The 13,900-nt window shown below is 71.9% G+C and carries 12 protein-coding genes and 1 pseudogene; 8 read left to right on the forward strand and 5 right to left on the reverse strand.

The annotated features are described in order from the left end of the window. Nucleotides 1-122: 122 nt before the first annotated feature. Nucleotides 123-1,415: a two-component system sensor histidine kinase PhoR gene (gene phoR / locus AC5L3C_RS20340; RefSeq protein ID WP_493650205.1), complete on the forward strand. Its 1,293-nt coding sequence runs from the start codon at nt 123-125 to the stop codon at nt 1,413-1,415. Then, entirely contained in the window at nt 1,412-2,092 is a 681-nt protein-coding gene (gene phoP / locus AC5L3C_RS20345) for a two-component system response regulator PhoP (protein ID WP_030829297.1), read from the forward strand. Before phoR ends, phoP begins: the two co-directional genes overlap by 4 nt. 315 nt (nt 2,093-2,407) lie before the next feature. Here the strand turns inward: phoP and AC5L3C_RS20350 are convergent, their stop codons facing one another. Next, nucleotides 2,408-3,115, reverse strand: coding sequence for a copper chaperone PCu(A)C domain-containing protein (locus tag AC5L3C_RS20350; protein ID WP_493650206.1), 708 nt, complete (start codon nt 3,113-3,115; stop codon nt 2,408-2,410). A gap of 606 nt (nt 3,116-3,721) precedes the next feature. Here AC5L3C_RS20350 and AC5L3C_RS20355 point away from each other — a divergent pair. The 6 genes from AC5L3C_RS20355 to AC5L3C_RS20380 all read left to right on the forward strand — a co-directional run bounded on the left by AC5L3C_RS20355 (nt 3,722) and on the right by AC5L3C_RS20380 (nt 10,400). Then, the gene (locus AC5L3C_RS20355) at nt 3,722-4,204 is read left to right on the forward strand and encodes a CarD family transcriptional regulator (protein WP_003953493.1); all 483 of its coding nucleotides are present in this window, start codon (nt 3,722-3,724) and stop codon (nt 4,202-4,204) included. Between the two features lie 399 nt (nt 4,205-4,603). Continuing rightward, a complete protein-coding gene (gene ispD, locus AC5L3C_RS20360) occupies nt 4,604-5,380 on the forward strand; it encodes a 2-C-methyl-D-erythritol 4-phosphate cytidylyltransferase (protein WP_493650207.1) in 777 nt (258 codons plus the stop codon). After that, the gene (gene ispF / locus AC5L3C_RS20365; RefSeq protein ID WP_493650208.1) at nt 5,370-5,873 is read left to right on the forward strand and encodes a 2-C-methyl-D-erythritol 2,4-cyclodiphosphate synthase; all 504 of its coding nucleotides are present in this window, start codon (nt 5,370-5,372) and stop codon (nt 5,871-5,873) included. The genes ispD and ispF overlap by 11 nt, the downstream gene beginning before the upstream one ends. Before the next feature lie 154 nt (nt 5,874-6,027). Beyond that, the gene (gene cysS / locus AC5L3C_RS20370; RefSeq protein ID WP_493650209.1) at nt 6,028-7,428 is read left to right on the forward strand and encodes a cysteine--tRNA ligase; all 1,401 of its coding nucleotides are present in this window, start codon (nt 6,028-6,030) and stop codon (nt 7,426-7,428) included. A 188-nt stretch (nt 7,429-7,616) separates the two neighbouring features. After that, nucleotides 7,617-8,558 carry a 23S rRNA (guanosine(2251)-2'-O)-methyltransferase RlmB gene (gene rlmB / locus AC5L3C_RS20375; protein WP_493650210.1) on the forward strand — a complete coding sequence of 314 codons (942 nt, stop codon included), beginning with the start codon at nt 7,617-7,619 and terminating at the stop codon, nt 8,556-8,558. Between the two features lie 186 nt (nt 8,559-8,744). Continuing rightward, complete coding sequence (locus tag AC5L3C_RS20380) at nt 8,745-10,400, forward strand: DoxX family membrane protein (RefSeq protein WP_493650211.1); 1,656 nt, start codon at nt 8,745-8,747, stop codon at nt 10,398-10,400. Between the two features lie 235 nt (nt 10,401-10,635). Here the strand turns inward: AC5L3C_RS20380 and AC5L3C_RS20385 are convergent. The 4 genes and pseudogenes from AC5L3C_RS20385 to AC5L3C_RS20400 all read right to left on the reverse strand — a co-directional run. Then, a pseudogene (locus AC5L3C_RS20385) lies at nt 10,636-10,920 on the reverse strand (VOC family protein); the annotation flags it as partial. 105 nt (nt 10,921-11,025) lie between these two features. After that, on the reverse strand, nt 11,026-11,757 hold the full coding sequence (locus AC5L3C_RS20390) for a nucleotidyltransferase family protein (RefSeq protein ID WP_493650212.1): 732 nt from the start codon (nt 11,755-11,757) through the stop codon (nt 11,026-11,028). Between the two features lie 240 nt (nt 11,758-11,997). Further along, on the reverse strand, nt 11,998-12,468 hold the full coding sequence (locus AC5L3C_RS20395) for a hypothetical protein (RefSeq protein ID WP_493650213.1): 471 nt from the start codon (nt 12,466-12,468) through the stop codon (nt 11,998-12,000). A gap of 213 nt (nt 12,469-12,681) precedes the next feature. Further along, a complete protein-coding gene (locus tag AC5L3C_RS20400; RefSeq protein WP_493650214.1) occupies nt 12,682-13,770 on the reverse strand; it encodes an ABC transporter ATP-binding protein in 1,089 nt (362 codons plus the stop codon). Nucleotides 13,771-13,900: the final 130 nt, after the last annotated feature.

Here is a 13,900-nt window from a genome sequence, read left to right on the forward strand (position 1 = left end):
CGTCCGGTTCCGTCATCCCAAATGAACCATCCCTGGCTCCGAGGTGAACTCTGGGCGACGAGTGTCCGAGCTCGCCCGCCGACGGCTGTGGGCACCGGCCGCCCCATGCCTAACCTGGACGCATGGACGTGAACGCGGCGGTCGCCGCAGTGGCCGCGATCGCCGGAGTGCTCACCGGCGTCATCGCGACGCTCGCGTTCCGCTTCAGTGAGCGCGAACAACGGCGCCCCACGCGCACCTCCCTGCACACCGACCCGGTGCTTCCCCCGGGTGTGGACACCGTGCTGTCCGTGCTGCGCTCGTCCGCCGTCGTCCTGGACGAGGCCGACGGCGTCGTCAAGGCCAGCTCCGCCGCGTACGCCCTCGGACTGGTGCGCGGCGGCAAGCTCACCGTGGAGGCCATGCTGAAGATGGCCCGCGACACCCGGCGCGACGGCGAGATACGCCAGGTCGAGCTGGACCTGCCCCGCCGGGGGACCGGGCGCGGCGAGGCCCTCGCGGTGTCCGCGCGGGTGGCGCCGCTCGGCTCCCGGCTCGTTCTGCTGCTCGTGGAGGACCTCACCGAGGCGCGCCGCATCGAAGCCGTACGACGCGACTTCGTAGCCAACGTCAGCCACGAGCTCAAGACCCCCGTGGGCGCGCTGTCGCTGCTGTCCGAGGCCGTGACGGACGCCTCCGACGACCCCGAGGCCGTGGAGCGCTTCGCCGGGCGGATGCAGGTCGAGGCCACCCGGCTGACCAACCTGGTGCAGGAACTCATCGACCTCTCCCGGGTGCAGAACGACGACCCGCTGGAGGACGCCGAACCCGTCCGCGTCGACGAACTGGTCGCCGAGGCCATCGACCGCTGCCGGCACCAGGCGGGCACCAAGGAGATCACCATGGCCGCGGGAGGCGCCGCCGACCTGCGGGTGTGGGGCAATCGCGGCCAGCTCGCCGCCGCCCTCGGCAACCTCGTCGAGAACGCGGTCAACTACTCGCCCGCCCGCACCCGCGTGGGCATCGCGGCCCGTTCGGTGGCCCAGCCCGGCGGGGACCTGATCGAGATCGCCGTGACCGACCAGGGCATCGGCATCTCCGACAAGGACAAGGAGCGCATCTTCGAGCGCTTCTACCGCGTCGACCCCGCACGCTCCCGTGCCACCGGCGGTACGGGACTGGGCCTCGCGATCGTGAAGCACGTGGCCGCCTCGCACGGCGGGGAAGTCACGGTGTGGAGCGCCGAGGGCCAGGGTTCCACCTTCACCCTGCGGTTGCCGGAGGCCCGAGCGGCCCGCGACCGCGCCCACAGGATGTCCGACCGGGACGACGACACCGACGGCCTCGACGGCGAGGCCCGACGGGCGTCCCACTCACCCCACTCTTCCGATTCAACCGCGTACGAAACGCTTCCCTCCCCGGAGGTCCTTCCGTGACCCGTGTGCTCGTCGTCGAGGACGAGGAGTCCTTCTCCGACGCCCTGTCGTACATGCTCCGCAAGGAGGGCTTCGAGGTCGCCGTCGCGACCACCGGGCCCGATGGACTCGACGAGTTCGAGCGCAATGGCGCCGACCTCGTACTGCTGGACCTGATGCTGCCCGGGCTGCCGGGCACCGAGGTGTGCCGTCAGCTGCGCGGCCGCTCGAATGTTCCCGTCATCATGGTGACGGCGAAGGACAGTGAGATCGACAAGGTTGTCGGCCTGGAGATAGGGGCCGACGACTATGTGACCAAGCCGTTCTCCTCGCGTGAGCTGGTCGCCCGGATCCGGGCGGTGCTGCGGCGGCGCGGGGAGCCGGAGGAGGTGGCGCCGGCGGCGCTGGAGGCGGGGCCGGTGCGGATGGACGTCGACCGGCATGTGGTCACCGTGGGCGGTACGAAGGTGGATCTGCCGCTGAAGGAGTTCGACCTGCTGGAGATGCTGCTGCGGAACGCGGGGCGGGTGCTGACGCGGATGCAGCTGATCGACCGGGTGTGGGGGGCGGACTATGTCGGTGACACCAAGACGCTGGATGTGCATGTGAAGCGGTTGCGGGCGAAGATCGAGCCGGATCCGGGGGCGCCGCGGTATCTGGTGACGGTGCGGGGGCTTGGGTACAAGTTCGAGCCGTAGGCCGGCCTCAGGGGGGTGCGGGTGCGTTGGGGCTGGGACGGGGGTGTTGTGCAGCCCGGCGCCGACGGGGTGCCTCCCCCACTCTCGGCTTCTCCCCCACTCTCGGCTCCTCCCCCACTCTCGGCTTCGCTCGAGCGGGAGGTACCCCCATGAGCGGGAGGTACCCCCATCGCCCACCCGTGCCGCCCTGGGGGCACCTCCCAGGCCCTTCAGGCACTGGGGGAGGCACGGCTGCCCGCAGGCGCGGTGAGTGCCCGCAGCTGCGCGAAAGGGCGGGACCAGGAGGTCCCGCCCTTTGTTGCGTGCCGTCAGCCGTCAGCCGTTGGCCGGGGCGCTGGCGGAGCTGGCGTCGGAGGCGGTGCCGGCGGGGACCTCGGTGTCCGGGGCGTCGGAGGAGGTCGCCTCGTCCGTGTTGCCGGTGGGCTCGTCCGTGCTGCCGGCGGCCGGCTCGTCGGAGGACTCCGCCGTCGGCTCCGTGGACGTCTCCGCGGAGGCGCCCGGCGCCGCCGGGATCTCGCTCGGGCCCCAGCTTGCGAAGAAGCTCTCCGCCGGGTAGACGAACGCCCGCAGGCTCACCTCACCGGTCTCGCTGAAGGTGAAGGTCACCTGCTGCGCGTTGCCGTCCTGGACGGCCTCACGGCTGCTGGGCAGGACGGCCGCGGCGTTGCCCTCGCCGCCCAGGATCAGCGAGCCGCCGGCCGGGACGGTGAGGCTGCCGCCCTCGGCGGGGGACAGCTCGGCGGTCTTGCCGGTGCCGGGGAGGGTGACGGACTCCAGCGTCTGGTCGGTGTCGCCCTGGTTGAAGAGCGTGGCCGAGACGACGGCCGGGCCGGTCGACTCGAGGTCGGGCTGGGTGACGACGATGGCGTTCTGGATCTTGATGTCGCCCACGGTGGTCGCGGCGTTGTCCGGCTGGACCTGCAGGGTCTGGGCGTTGTGGCCGGCCGCGCACGCGGAGAGCGAGGCGATCGAGAACGCGATGGCGGCGGCGGCGAGGGCGCCGCGTCGAAGGCTGCTGCTCACGGCGGCGGCAACTCCTTGACTCTAGCGTTTGGCGACCCGGGTAAAGCCGCCCTAAGTGTCTGTCAGCGGCCTCAGGTTACCGAGCCGTTCCCCCGCGCCCGCACCCGACCCTCCCCATACGGCGCAAGATCGCCTCGGTAGCCCTCATCGCGGCGCGGTTCACCCGGCGGATGACTCATGGGTAAACACGCGTCACTTCCGCCTCCCACTTCCGGGCCATTCCGATGCTCGCGCATTTTCCGTGAACGAATGATCGGCGGCCTGAGAATTGATCACCGGCCCGGATCCTCACACCGTGTGATCAATTCCGGATTCGGCCGGAACCGGGCTCCGCTCACCGAACGGAGTAGCGGAAGTCGAGCATGCAGAACCGGACATATGGGGAGAATCGGCCGCTCGGGCGAGCCTCTCGATGCGTGTGACCGGCCCGATTCACTTGCGCCGGAGAGCGGCTCTCACCTGCGAATACCTGCTTCCGCTAGGCGCCCGAAGCACGTTCCTGTTGCTGTTGTCAAGCCCCGAGAATGGCCCTGACCTGCGAAAACGCCATTCAGATGCCGCCGTATCCGTGTTACCCTGGATAGCCACGGAAGGGGTACCTGTCACATGACGTTTAAGGTTGGCGACACCGTGGTCTATCCCCATCACGGGGCCGCGCTGATCGAGGCTATCGAAACTCGCCAGATCAAAGGCGTGGACAAGACCTACTTGGTGCTGAAGGTCGCCCAGGGTGACCTGACGGTACGTGTGCCAGCGGACAATGCGGAGTTCGTCGGCGTACGTGATGTGGTCGGTCAGGACGGGCTGGACCGGGTCTTCGAGGTGCTGCGCGCACCGTATGCGGAGGAGCCCACGAACTGGTCCCGTCGTTACAAGGCAAATCTCGAGAAGCTCGCCTCGGGCGATGTCATCAAGGTCGCGGAAGTCGTGCGTGACCTGTGGCGTCGTGAGCGGGAGCGTGGTCTTTCCGCCGGTGAGAAGCGCATGCTCGCCAAGGCGCGTCAGATTCTGGTCAGCGAGCTGGCCCTCGCTGAGAACACCAACGAGGACAAGGCCGAGGCCCTGCTCGACGAGGTTCTCGCCTCCTGAGGCACGCCTCCTGAGTCATGGCGTCGCCGGAATGACGGCACCGCTCGCTCGGCGGAGCGCGGCGGCCCGGATTCGGCACCCCGGACTCGGCAGCCGGAACCTCAGTACATCGAAGCACATCGAAATGCCGCGGTGCCCGATGACGTCATGGACGTCGCCGGGCGCTGCGGCATGTTCGTATCCCGACACCGAACGTACGCTGCACTTGCGCCGCGGTGCGGAGTGTGGCATCACTCACGCCCCCACCCCCCGGCGCGCCGGGTCCGGGCCGGCGACTCGACCATGGTCACGGAAAGGGCTGGTCAAGGCGTCACGCCCGGCACTCCCCCCGCTCCCGGAGCAGGGGGTACGCCCAGGCCATACCCACGTAGCCCGAGCACACAAACCTGACAGGAACCGATGACTGACGATCCCCTCCCTCCGCCGTCCCCGACCCCCGCGTCCGGCCGTACGACCGCCCGCACGGCGGCCGTGATCCCGGCCGCCGGCCGGGGGGTGCGCCTCGGTCCGGGCGCCCCGAAGGCGCTGCGCACGCTGGGCGGCACGCCCATGCTCATCCACGCGATCCGCGCGATGGCCGACTCCCGTGCCGTCTCCCTGGTCGTCGTCGTGGCCCCGCCCGACGGCGCGGCCGAGGTCAAGACGCTGCTGGACGCGCACGCGCTGCCCGAGCGCACCGACTTCCTCGTCGTCCCCGGCGGTGAGAGCCGCCAGGAGTCCGTGAAGCTCGGCCTGGACGCGCTGCCCGCCGGATACGACATCGTCCTGGTGCACGACGCGGCCCGCCCGCTGGTCCCGGTGGACACCGTCGACGCCGTCATCGAGGCCGTACGCGACGGGGCGCCCGCCGTCGTCCCGGCGCTGCCGCTCGCCGACACCGTCAAGCAGGTCGAGCCCGCCGCCGGACCCGACGAGCCGGAACCCGTCGTCGCCACACCCGACCGGTCCCTGCTGCGGGCGGTGCAGACCCCGCAGGGCTTCGACCGGGCCACCCTCGTGCGCGCGCACGACACGGTGAAGGACAACGTCACCGACGACGCGAGCATGGTCGAACAGCTCGGCCTCACCGTCGTCACCGTCCCCGGGCATGAAGAGGCCTTCAAGGTCACCCGCCCCCTCGACCTGGTCCTCGCCGAGGCGGTCCTGGCGCGCAGGAGGCTCAACGATGGCTTCTGAGCCACCCGCGCCGTACCCGCTGCCGCAGGTCGGCATCGGCACCGACATCCACGCCTTCGAGGAGGGCCGCGAACTCTGGTGCGCCGGCCTGAAATGGGAGGGCGAGGGCCCCGGGCTCGCCGGGCACTCCGACGCGGACGTCGTCGCGCACGCCGCCTGCAACGCGCTCTTCTCCGCCGCGGGCCTCGGCGACCTGGGGCAGCACTTCGGCACCGGGCGCCCCGAATGGTCCGGCGCCTCGGGCGTGACCCTGCTGACCGAGGCCGCGCGCATCGTCCGCGCGGCCGGCTTCCGCATCGGCAACATCGCCGTCCAGGTCGTCGGCCCCCGCCCGAAGATCGGCAAGCGCCGCGCGGAGGCCCAGAAGCTCCTCTCCGAGGCGGCGGGCGCCCCGGTCTCGGTCTCCGGTGCCACGACGGACGGCCTGGGCTTCCCCGGCAGGAACGAGGGCCTGATGGCAGTGGCGACGGCCCTGGTGGTCCCACAGGGGTGAGCGCCCTTCCCTGAGGGCGCGGGGAACTGCGCGATCGCCCCCCGCCGGGCCCGCGCGTGGACAATCGCCCCCCGCCGGGCCCGCGCGTGGACATGTGTCCCCGAAACAAAGCGGCGCGCACCGCGCACGCCCCCGCGCCTACTACCCTGGTCCCGTGACTATTCGCCTGTACGACACCAGCGCCCGGCAGATCCGTGACTTCACCCCGCTCCGGCAGGGTTGTGTCTCGATCTACCTGTGCGGTGCCACCGTGCAGGCGGCACCCCACATCGGGCACATCCGCTCGGGCCTGAACTTCGACATCATGCGCCGCTGGTTCGAGTACCGCGGCCTGGAGGTGACGTTCATCCGGAACGTCACCGACATCGACGACAAGATCATCGCCAAGTCCGCCGAGCAGAACCGCCCGTGGTGGGCCATCGGCTACGAGAACGAGCGCGCCTTCGGCGACGGCTACCGCGCCCTCGGCTGCCTGCCCCCGACCTACGAGCCGCGCGCCACCGGCCACATCACCGAGATGGTCGAGATGATGCGCGGCCTCATCGAGCGCGGGCACGCCTACGAGGCGGACGGCAACGTGTACTTCGCCGTCACCTCGTTCCCCGGGTACCTGAAGCTGTCCAACCAGGAGCTCGACAACCTGCTCCAGCCCTCCGCCGAGGGCGAGACCGGCAAGCGGGACCCGCGCGACTTCGCGATGTGGAAGGCGGTCAAGCCCGGCGAGCCGAGCTGGGAGACGCCCTGGGGGCGCGGGCGGCCCGGCTGGCACCTGGAGTGCTCGGCGATGGCGCACAAGTACCTCGGCAGCGCCTTCGACATCCACGGCGGCGGACTGGACCTGATCTTCCCGCACCACGAGAACGAGATCGCCCAGGCCCAGGCCTACGGCGACGAGTTCTCCCGGTACTGGGTGCACAACGCCTGGGTCACCATGAGCGGCGAGAAGATGTCGAAGTCGCTCGGCAACAGCGTGCTGGTCAGCGAGATGGTCAAGCGCTGGCGGCCCATCGTGCTGCGCTACTACCTCGGCACCCCGCACTACCGGTCGATGATCGAGTACAGCGAGGAGGCCCTGCGCGAGGCCGAGTCCGCGTTCGCGCGGATCGAGGGCTTCGTGCAGCGCGCGGTGGAGCTCGCCGGCGGCCCGGTCGAGCCCGCCGCCGAGGTGCCGCCCGCGTTCGCCGAGGCGATGGACGACGATCTGGGCGTCCCGCAGGCGCTCGCCGTCGTGCACACCGCCGTCCGGCAGGGCAACAGCGCGCTGGCCGCCGACGACAAGGACGCGGCCGTCGCCCGGCTCGCGGAGATCCGCGCCATGCTCGGCGTGCTCGGTCTCGACCCGCTGGACGGGCAGTGGGCCGGCGAGGGCGACCGCGGCGAGGACCTCCACGGCGTGGTCGACACGCTGGTCCGCATGGTGCTCGACCAGCGGGAGGCCGCCCGGGCGCGCAAGGACTGGGCCACCGCGGACGCCATCCGCGACCAGCTCAACCAGTCCGGTCTGGTCATCGAGGACAGCCCGCAGGGGCCGCGATGGAGCCTCGGCCCGCGCTGAGCGGCCCGGACCTCACCGGCGCCGACCTCGGCGTTCGAAGATCGACTGTGCCGCCCGGGCCTCCGGGCGGCACACTGCACAGACACACGGGCACAGCTCACAGGCACACGGGCACACGTCACTGACGTACGCACACCAGCAGCCGCGTACATCAGCACCGCCCACGACTTCACGGAGACGGATACCTCATGGCCGCGAACAACCGCCGCATGTCCGGCAAGAAGGGCGCGCAGGTCGGCAGTGGCGGCCAGCGGCGCCGGGGCCTGGAAGGCAAGGGGCCCACGCCGCCCGCCGAGATGCGCAAGGGCCACGCCAAGCAGCGGGCCGCCCAGGCGAAGGCGCGCCGCGCCCAGGGCCGCACCCCGCAGCGGCGCGGCGGGGGCCGCTCGACCTCCGAGCTCGTCGTCGGCCGCAACCCGGTCGTCGAGGCGCTGCGCGAGGGCGTGCCCGCGTCCACGCTGTACGTCCAGCAGTTCATCGACAACGACGAGCGGGTGCGCGAGGCGCTCCAGTTCGCGGCCGAGCGCGGCGGCATCAACCTCATGGAGGCGCCGCGCCCCGAGCTCGACCGGATGACCAACGGCCTGAACCACCAGGGTCTGGTCCTCCAGGTCCCGCCGTACGAGTACGCGCACCCCGAGGACCTGGTCGCGGGCGCCCACGACGAGGGGCAGGACCCGCTGATCGTGGCCCTCGACGGGGTGACGGACCCGCGCAACCTCGGCGCGGTCGTCCGGTCGGTGTCGGCGTTCGGCGGGCACGGCGTCGTCGTCCCCGAGCGGCGCGCGGCCGGGATGACCGCCGGCGCGTGGAAGACGTCCGCCGGTACGGCGGCGCGTACGCCGGTCGCGCGCGCCACCAATCTGACGCGCGCGCTGGAGGCGTACAAGAAGGCCGGGATCACGGTCGTCGGCCTGGCCGCGGACGGGGAGGCCGAGCTCGGCGACCTGGACGCGCTGGGCGGGCCGGTCGTCATCGTCGTCGGCAGCGAGGGCAAGGGGCTGTCCCGGCTGGTCGGCGAGACCTGCGACGTGCGGGTGCGGATCCCGATGCCGGGCGGCGCGGAGTCGCTCAACGCCGGTGTCGCGGCGGGCATCGTGCTGTACGAGGCGGCGCGCCGGCGAAGCTGACGGGCCCCAGGTCGGCGGGGCTGACGGGTCGGGTGCGCGGAGCTGACGGGCGGGGTCCGCGGGCCTGAACGGGTGTTCGGGTGTGTCACCCACATGGAGTGTTTCCGGTGGTCCGTACGAGCTTGACGCGGTCCGGACACGCCCGGCCGGTCAAGGCAGTGTCCTAACGGCATGTCACTCGGTTAGATGAGTGTGGACACCAGAACACCCCGCACACCCACGGGGGACCGCTCGTCGGCACTCGACGACGCTCCCGCGCTGAGCATGGTGAAGGTGCCGAGCGATCCGGCGCAGGTCATCGTCAATCACGTCAGCTTCCGCGTGCAGCTGGGCGCCTCGGCGCGGCGTGCCCCCTCGCCGCGGATCGCACGGCACGTCAGCGCCGTCGCGGACACCGCCCGCATCCCCGTCGTCACCAGCGTGGGCACGCCGGGGTCACCCGCCGCCCGCCGCCGGCCGGTCGTCTGGAGCGGCCGGTCCGCACCCGACGACACCGGCGCCCACCGACTGCTCCAGGCCGTGCGGCAGCACGAGGGCGTCCGCCACGCCGACGACCTGTTCACGGACACCGGCGCCACCCGGGTCCTGCCCCGCGCGGACCCCGGGTACGACGACGGCCCGGCCACCCAGACGCTCGAAACCCCGCTGGTCGGCATCCAGCGCCACCCGTCCGACGGGCCCCTGCTGCCCCCGATGCGCACGGTCGGCAGCGCCGACGACGAACCCGGCTACGCCCCGGCGTACGACGACCCGGACCACGACGAGCCCGCCGACGACGCGTTCGCGATCACCGGCCGGCACGGCAGGCGGCACGGCGACGACCCGGCCCGGCACGCGTACTACCCCGGCCGCCGGATGAACCTCGGCGTCGTCCTGCTCCCGCTGCGCGTCTTCCTCGGCGGCATCTCCGTCTACGCCGGGATGAGCAAGCTCTGCGACCCCCTCTACTTCGAGGGGGGCGAGCGCGGCTCCATGGTCAAGTGGCTGCACACCCTGCACCCCTGGGAAGCCGCGGAGCCGCTGCGCCAGTTCGCCCTCGAGCACCCCGTGGGCTCCGGTCTGGCCATCGCCTTCGCCCAGGTCGTCGTGGGTGTCCTGACCGTCCTGGGCTGCTGGCAGCGGGTGGCCGCGGTCGTCGGGGCGGCGCTCTCGGCGGCGCTGCTGGTCACCGTCAGCTGGAAGAGCGTCCCCGCGTACGAGACGCCCGACATCATCTACCTCGCGGCCTGGTCGCCGTTGATCATCGCGGGCGCCCCCGTCTACTCCGTCGACGGGCGCCTCGCGAGCGGGGCCTGGCGCCGGCTCGGCCCCCGCGCGGACATCTGGGACCTGCGGCGCCATGTGCTGCGCCGCGGTGCCCTCATCACCGTCGTGGTGTGCGGGCTGACCATGCTCGTCGGCTCGATGCTCGGCGGCGCGGTCCGGGACGCCGACCGCGTGGTCGTCCCCGAGCCCGGCGAGGCCCCGCGCAACGAACTCCCGGGGTCGCCGCTGCCGAAGGAGTCGGGTGCGCGTCCGAAGGAGAGGGGGACCCCGTCCGCCTCCAGCTCGCCCACGCAGGGCGCCACTTCGGGGTCGGGCCCGGCGAGCCCCACCGCCGGCGCCACCACGCCCGGGGCGACCCAGGGCGCCGGGGCCGTCACCGGCGCGCCCAGCCAGACCCAGGGCACCGCGGGACAGGCCCCGCCCCAGCAGTCCTCCCCGGCGGGCCAGGCACCCAGCACCACCTCCGGGCCCACCTCGGGCGGCGGCGGAGCGTCCGGCGGCAGCGGCGGCACCCCGAGCGACAGCAGCGGCGGCTCCACGGGGAGGCCGGGCCTCGTGGGCGGGCTGCTGGGGTAGGGGACGCCATCCGCGTACGGCCACGGGGTCCCGCATGGTGCTGTCGGCCGTGCGGGACCCCGTTTGTGCCGTGCCCTACGTCCGGCCTGCGGCCGTCACGTCCCGCTCGTGCGGGTGGCGCGCTGGCGCAGGGCGATCCGGTTGCCGTCCGGGTCGACGGCTCGATGCGCACCCCGAACGGGTAGTCCTCCGGCTCGGGCTGATCGAAGGTCACCCCGCGGTCCCGCCACACCGCGAAGTCCTTGCGCAGGTCGTCCGATTCGAGGAACACCGTGCCGAGCGCCGTGCCCGGTCCCTCACCGGCCCGCTGTCCGGCGGCCGCCGCGCGCGGCCACAGAATGAGTTCCAGGGCACTGCCCGGGACGGCCACCGTGAGGAAGCGTCCGTCGGGGCCCGGATGGTCGACGCGCTTCTCCAGGCCGAGCCGGTCCGTGTAGAACCTCAGCGCCCGGTCCTGGTCGGTCACATTGATCGTCACGTACATGACGTCGGTCAGCATCGTGCGGTCCCTTCCCGTCATCCGTCCGACGCGACGGTGCCGCCGCGTCGTGTCACTGACGGACGGGGCACGGACGATGTGACGGACGGGCGGGGGGACGGCTGGACGGGCGGGCGGAGGCCGGGATCAGCGGCTCTGCGCCGTGAGTTCCTTGGCCGCCTCCGTGAGGTCCTTCGCGGTGTCGATCGCCCGCCAGTACGAGCCCTGGGGGATCGGGAACCCGGCAAGGCGCCGTTCCCGTGCGAGATGCGGGAACGTGGTGCGCTCGTGGTCGCCGCGCTCCGGGAGCAGGCCGGCGAACTCGGGGGAGAAGACGTACACGCCCGCGTTGATCTCGAACGGCGACGGCGGGGCCTCGATGAAGTCGGTGATGTGGCCGAAACCGTCGGTGCGCACCGCGCCCCACGGGAGGCGCGGCCGGGCCAGGGCGACGGTCGCGACGGCGTCCCGCTCGGTGTGGAAGTCGGCCATGTCCCGCAGCGAGAAACGGGTCCAGATGTCGCCGTTGGTGGCGTACCAGGGCCGGTCCGGGTGCGGGAGGTGCGCGGCGGCGTACTTCAGTCCGCCGCCCCGGCCGAGGGGTTCCGTCTCGACGACGGTGGTGACGGAGACGGGGAGGTCGGCGGTCTCCAGCCACTTCTGCAGCACCTCGGCGAGGTGGCCGCAGGAGACGACGACGTCGGTGACGCCCTCCTCGGCGAGCCAGGTGAGCTGGTGGCCGATGATCGGGGTTCCGGTACCGGGGATCTCGACCATCGGCTTGGGACGGTCGTCGGTGTACGGGCGGAGCCGGGAGCCCTGGCCGCCGGCCAGGACGACGGCTTGCGTGGGGCGGGTGGCGGCGCGCGGGTCGGTCATGGGCCGCACTTTACGCGGCGCCGGCGTGGCGGGTGACGGTGGCCGGCCTGGGCTTTGTGGTCCTCGGTGGTGGTGTGGGCCGGGGGGCGCAGCGCAGCCCGGCGCTTGCGGGGCGCCTCCCCCCACTCTCGGCTTCGCTCGAGCGGGAGGTACCCCCATCGCCTACCCGTGCCGCCCTGGGGGTACCTCCCAGGCCCTGAAGGCTCTGGGGGAGGCACGACTGCCCGCAGCGGGGTTGGCCTACCTGGCGGCCGTTACTACGCCGGCTGCGAAGGATGTGTCGCAGACGGGGCGGGCGTAGGACTGGGCCTTGGTGGGGCCGTAGACGCGGACCGCGGCCCTGCCCAGGGAGCGGGCGATGGAGGCGCAGTGCTTCGCCAGGGACGGGCGGTCGTTCACGGCCTGCTGGAGCTGGGTGAGCGCCACGCCCGGGTTCTCCTTGTGGAGTTGGACGAGCAGCTTCTCGCGCAGCACCTCCTGCGGCGCGCGTGCGCCGGCCCGCGACGAGGCGCCGGAGGCGGAGGTGTCGGCGGCGGAGGTGTCGGCGGCGGTGAGCACCGGGCTCGTGGGAGCTCCCGACCAGTCGACCCGTGCGACGGCGAGGGTCCCGGAGAGCACCAGGACGACGGGCAGGACGAGGGCGAGGGAGCGGCCGATCCGACGGGCGGGGCCCCGGCCGCGTCGCGTCTGAGGGGTAGTGGAGTGCTTCACGCGAGTGAGGGTAGCGTCCGGTAGCGACGAGGAAACATTCCGTCACCGTTACGGGGGACAAGGAACCCCGGATTCCGCACGGCGCGTTGACGAGTGCGCCGGAAATACCCGTTGTGCCGGGGTATTTGTCGACAACGTGGGCAACGGGAAGGGCCCCGCAGTGTGCTGCGGGGCCCTTTCGGGTTCCGTGTCCGTCGCTGGGGGCGGCTCGGCTCAGTCGGAGAGGCGGGCGCCGGTGGAGGTGGAGAACACGTGGGTCTCGCCCGAGCGCGGCACGACGTGGAGCTCGCTGCCCTTCTCCGGCACGTCACGGCCGCCGACGCGGATCACGACGTCCTTGGCCTCGCCGCCGACCTGCGCGGTGCCGTACACGAACGCGTCGGAGCCCAGCTCCTCCACGACGTTGACGGTGACCGCGACGCCCTGGTCGGAGTCGGCGCCGGCCACGTCGAAGTGCTCGGGGCGGACGCCCACGGTGACGGTCTTGTCGCTGGTCGCGGTGAGCGCGTCGCGCTGCACCGGCACCACCGAGTTGCCGAACTTCACGCCGCCGTCGGTGATCGGGACCTCGATCAGGTTCATGGCGGGGGAGCCGATGAAGCCGGCGACGAAGAGGTTCGCGGGCTTGTCGTACATGTTGCGCGGGGTGTCGACCTGCTGGAGCAGACCGTCCTTGAGGACCGCCACGCGGTCGCCCATGGTGAGGGCCTCGACCTGGTCGTGGGTGACGTAGACCGTGGTGATGCCCAGGCGGCGCTGGAGCGAGGCGATCTGCGTACGGGTGGACACACGGAGCTTGGCGTCCAGGTTGGACAGCGGCTCGTCCATGAGGAACACCTGCGGCTCACGCACGATGGCGCGGCCCATCGCGACACGCTGGCGCTGACCACCGGACAGAGCCTTCGGCTTGCGGTCCAGGTACTCGGTGAGGTCGAGGATCTTCGCGGCCTCCTCGACCTTCTTGCGGATCTCCGCCTTGTTGACGCCGGCGATCTTCAGGGCGAAGCCCATGTTGTCGGCGACCGACATGTGCGGGTAGAGCGCGTAGTTCTGGAACACCATGGCGATGTCCCGGTCCTTCGGCGGCAGGTGGGTGACGTCGCGGTCACCGATGCGGATGGCGCCGCCGTTGACGTCCTCGAGTCCCGCGAGCATGCGCAGGGAGGTGGACTTGCCGCAGCCGGACGGGCCGACGAGGACGAGGAACTCGCCGTCCGCGATCTCGATGTCCAGGGCGTCGACGGCGGGCTTGGTGGAGCCGGGGTAGACCCGGGTCGCCTTGTCGAACGTGACAGTGGCCATGGTGAATGGTCCCCTTCTACCGGCAGGAACGTGCCGGACGATCCGAGTAGGAAGGTGCCACGACGGTTGTTCCGTTGTGGTGTGGTCCACATGAGTGAACTGGCTCAGGACGCTACCTGGCGTTCACCTG

Source organism: Streptomyces speibonae (assembly GCF_984686075.1).

What these genes read in the sequence shown, in the direction of transcription:
- phoR (WP_493650205.1), top strand. Translation starts at nt 123, where the DNA reads ATGGACGTGAACGCGGCGGTCGCCGCAGTGGCCGCGATCGCCGGAGTG.
- AC5L3C_RS20355 (WP_003953493.1), top strand. Translation starts at nt 3,722, where the DNA reads ATGACGTTTAAGGTTGGCGACACCGTGGTCTATCCCCATCACGGGGCC.
- ispD (WP_493650207.1), top strand. Translation starts at nt 4,604, where the DNA reads ATGACTGACGATCCCCTCCCTCCGCCGTCCCCGACCCCCGCGTCCGGC.
- ispF (WP_493650208.1), top strand. Translation starts at nt 5,370, where the DNA reads ATGGCTTCTGAGCCACCCGCGCCGTACCCGCTGCCGCAGGTCGGCATC.
- rlmB (WP_493650210.1), top strand. Translation starts at nt 7,617, where the DNA reads ATGGCCGCGAACAACCGCCGCATGTCCGGCAAGAAGGGCGCGCAGGTC.
- AC5L3C_RS20380 (WP_493650211.1), top strand. Translation starts at nt 8,745, where the DNA reads ATGAGTGTGGACACCAGAACACCCCGCACACCCACGGGGGACCGCTCG.
- AC5L3C_RS20390 (WP_493650212.1), bottom strand. Translation starts at nt 11,757, where the DNA reads ATGACCGACCCGCGCGCCGCCACCCGCCCCACGCAAGCCGTCGTCCTG.
- AC5L3C_RS20400 (WP_493650214.1), bottom strand. Translation starts at nt 13,770, where the DNA reads ATGGCCACTGTCACGTTCGACAAGGCGACCCGGGTCTACCCCGGCTCC.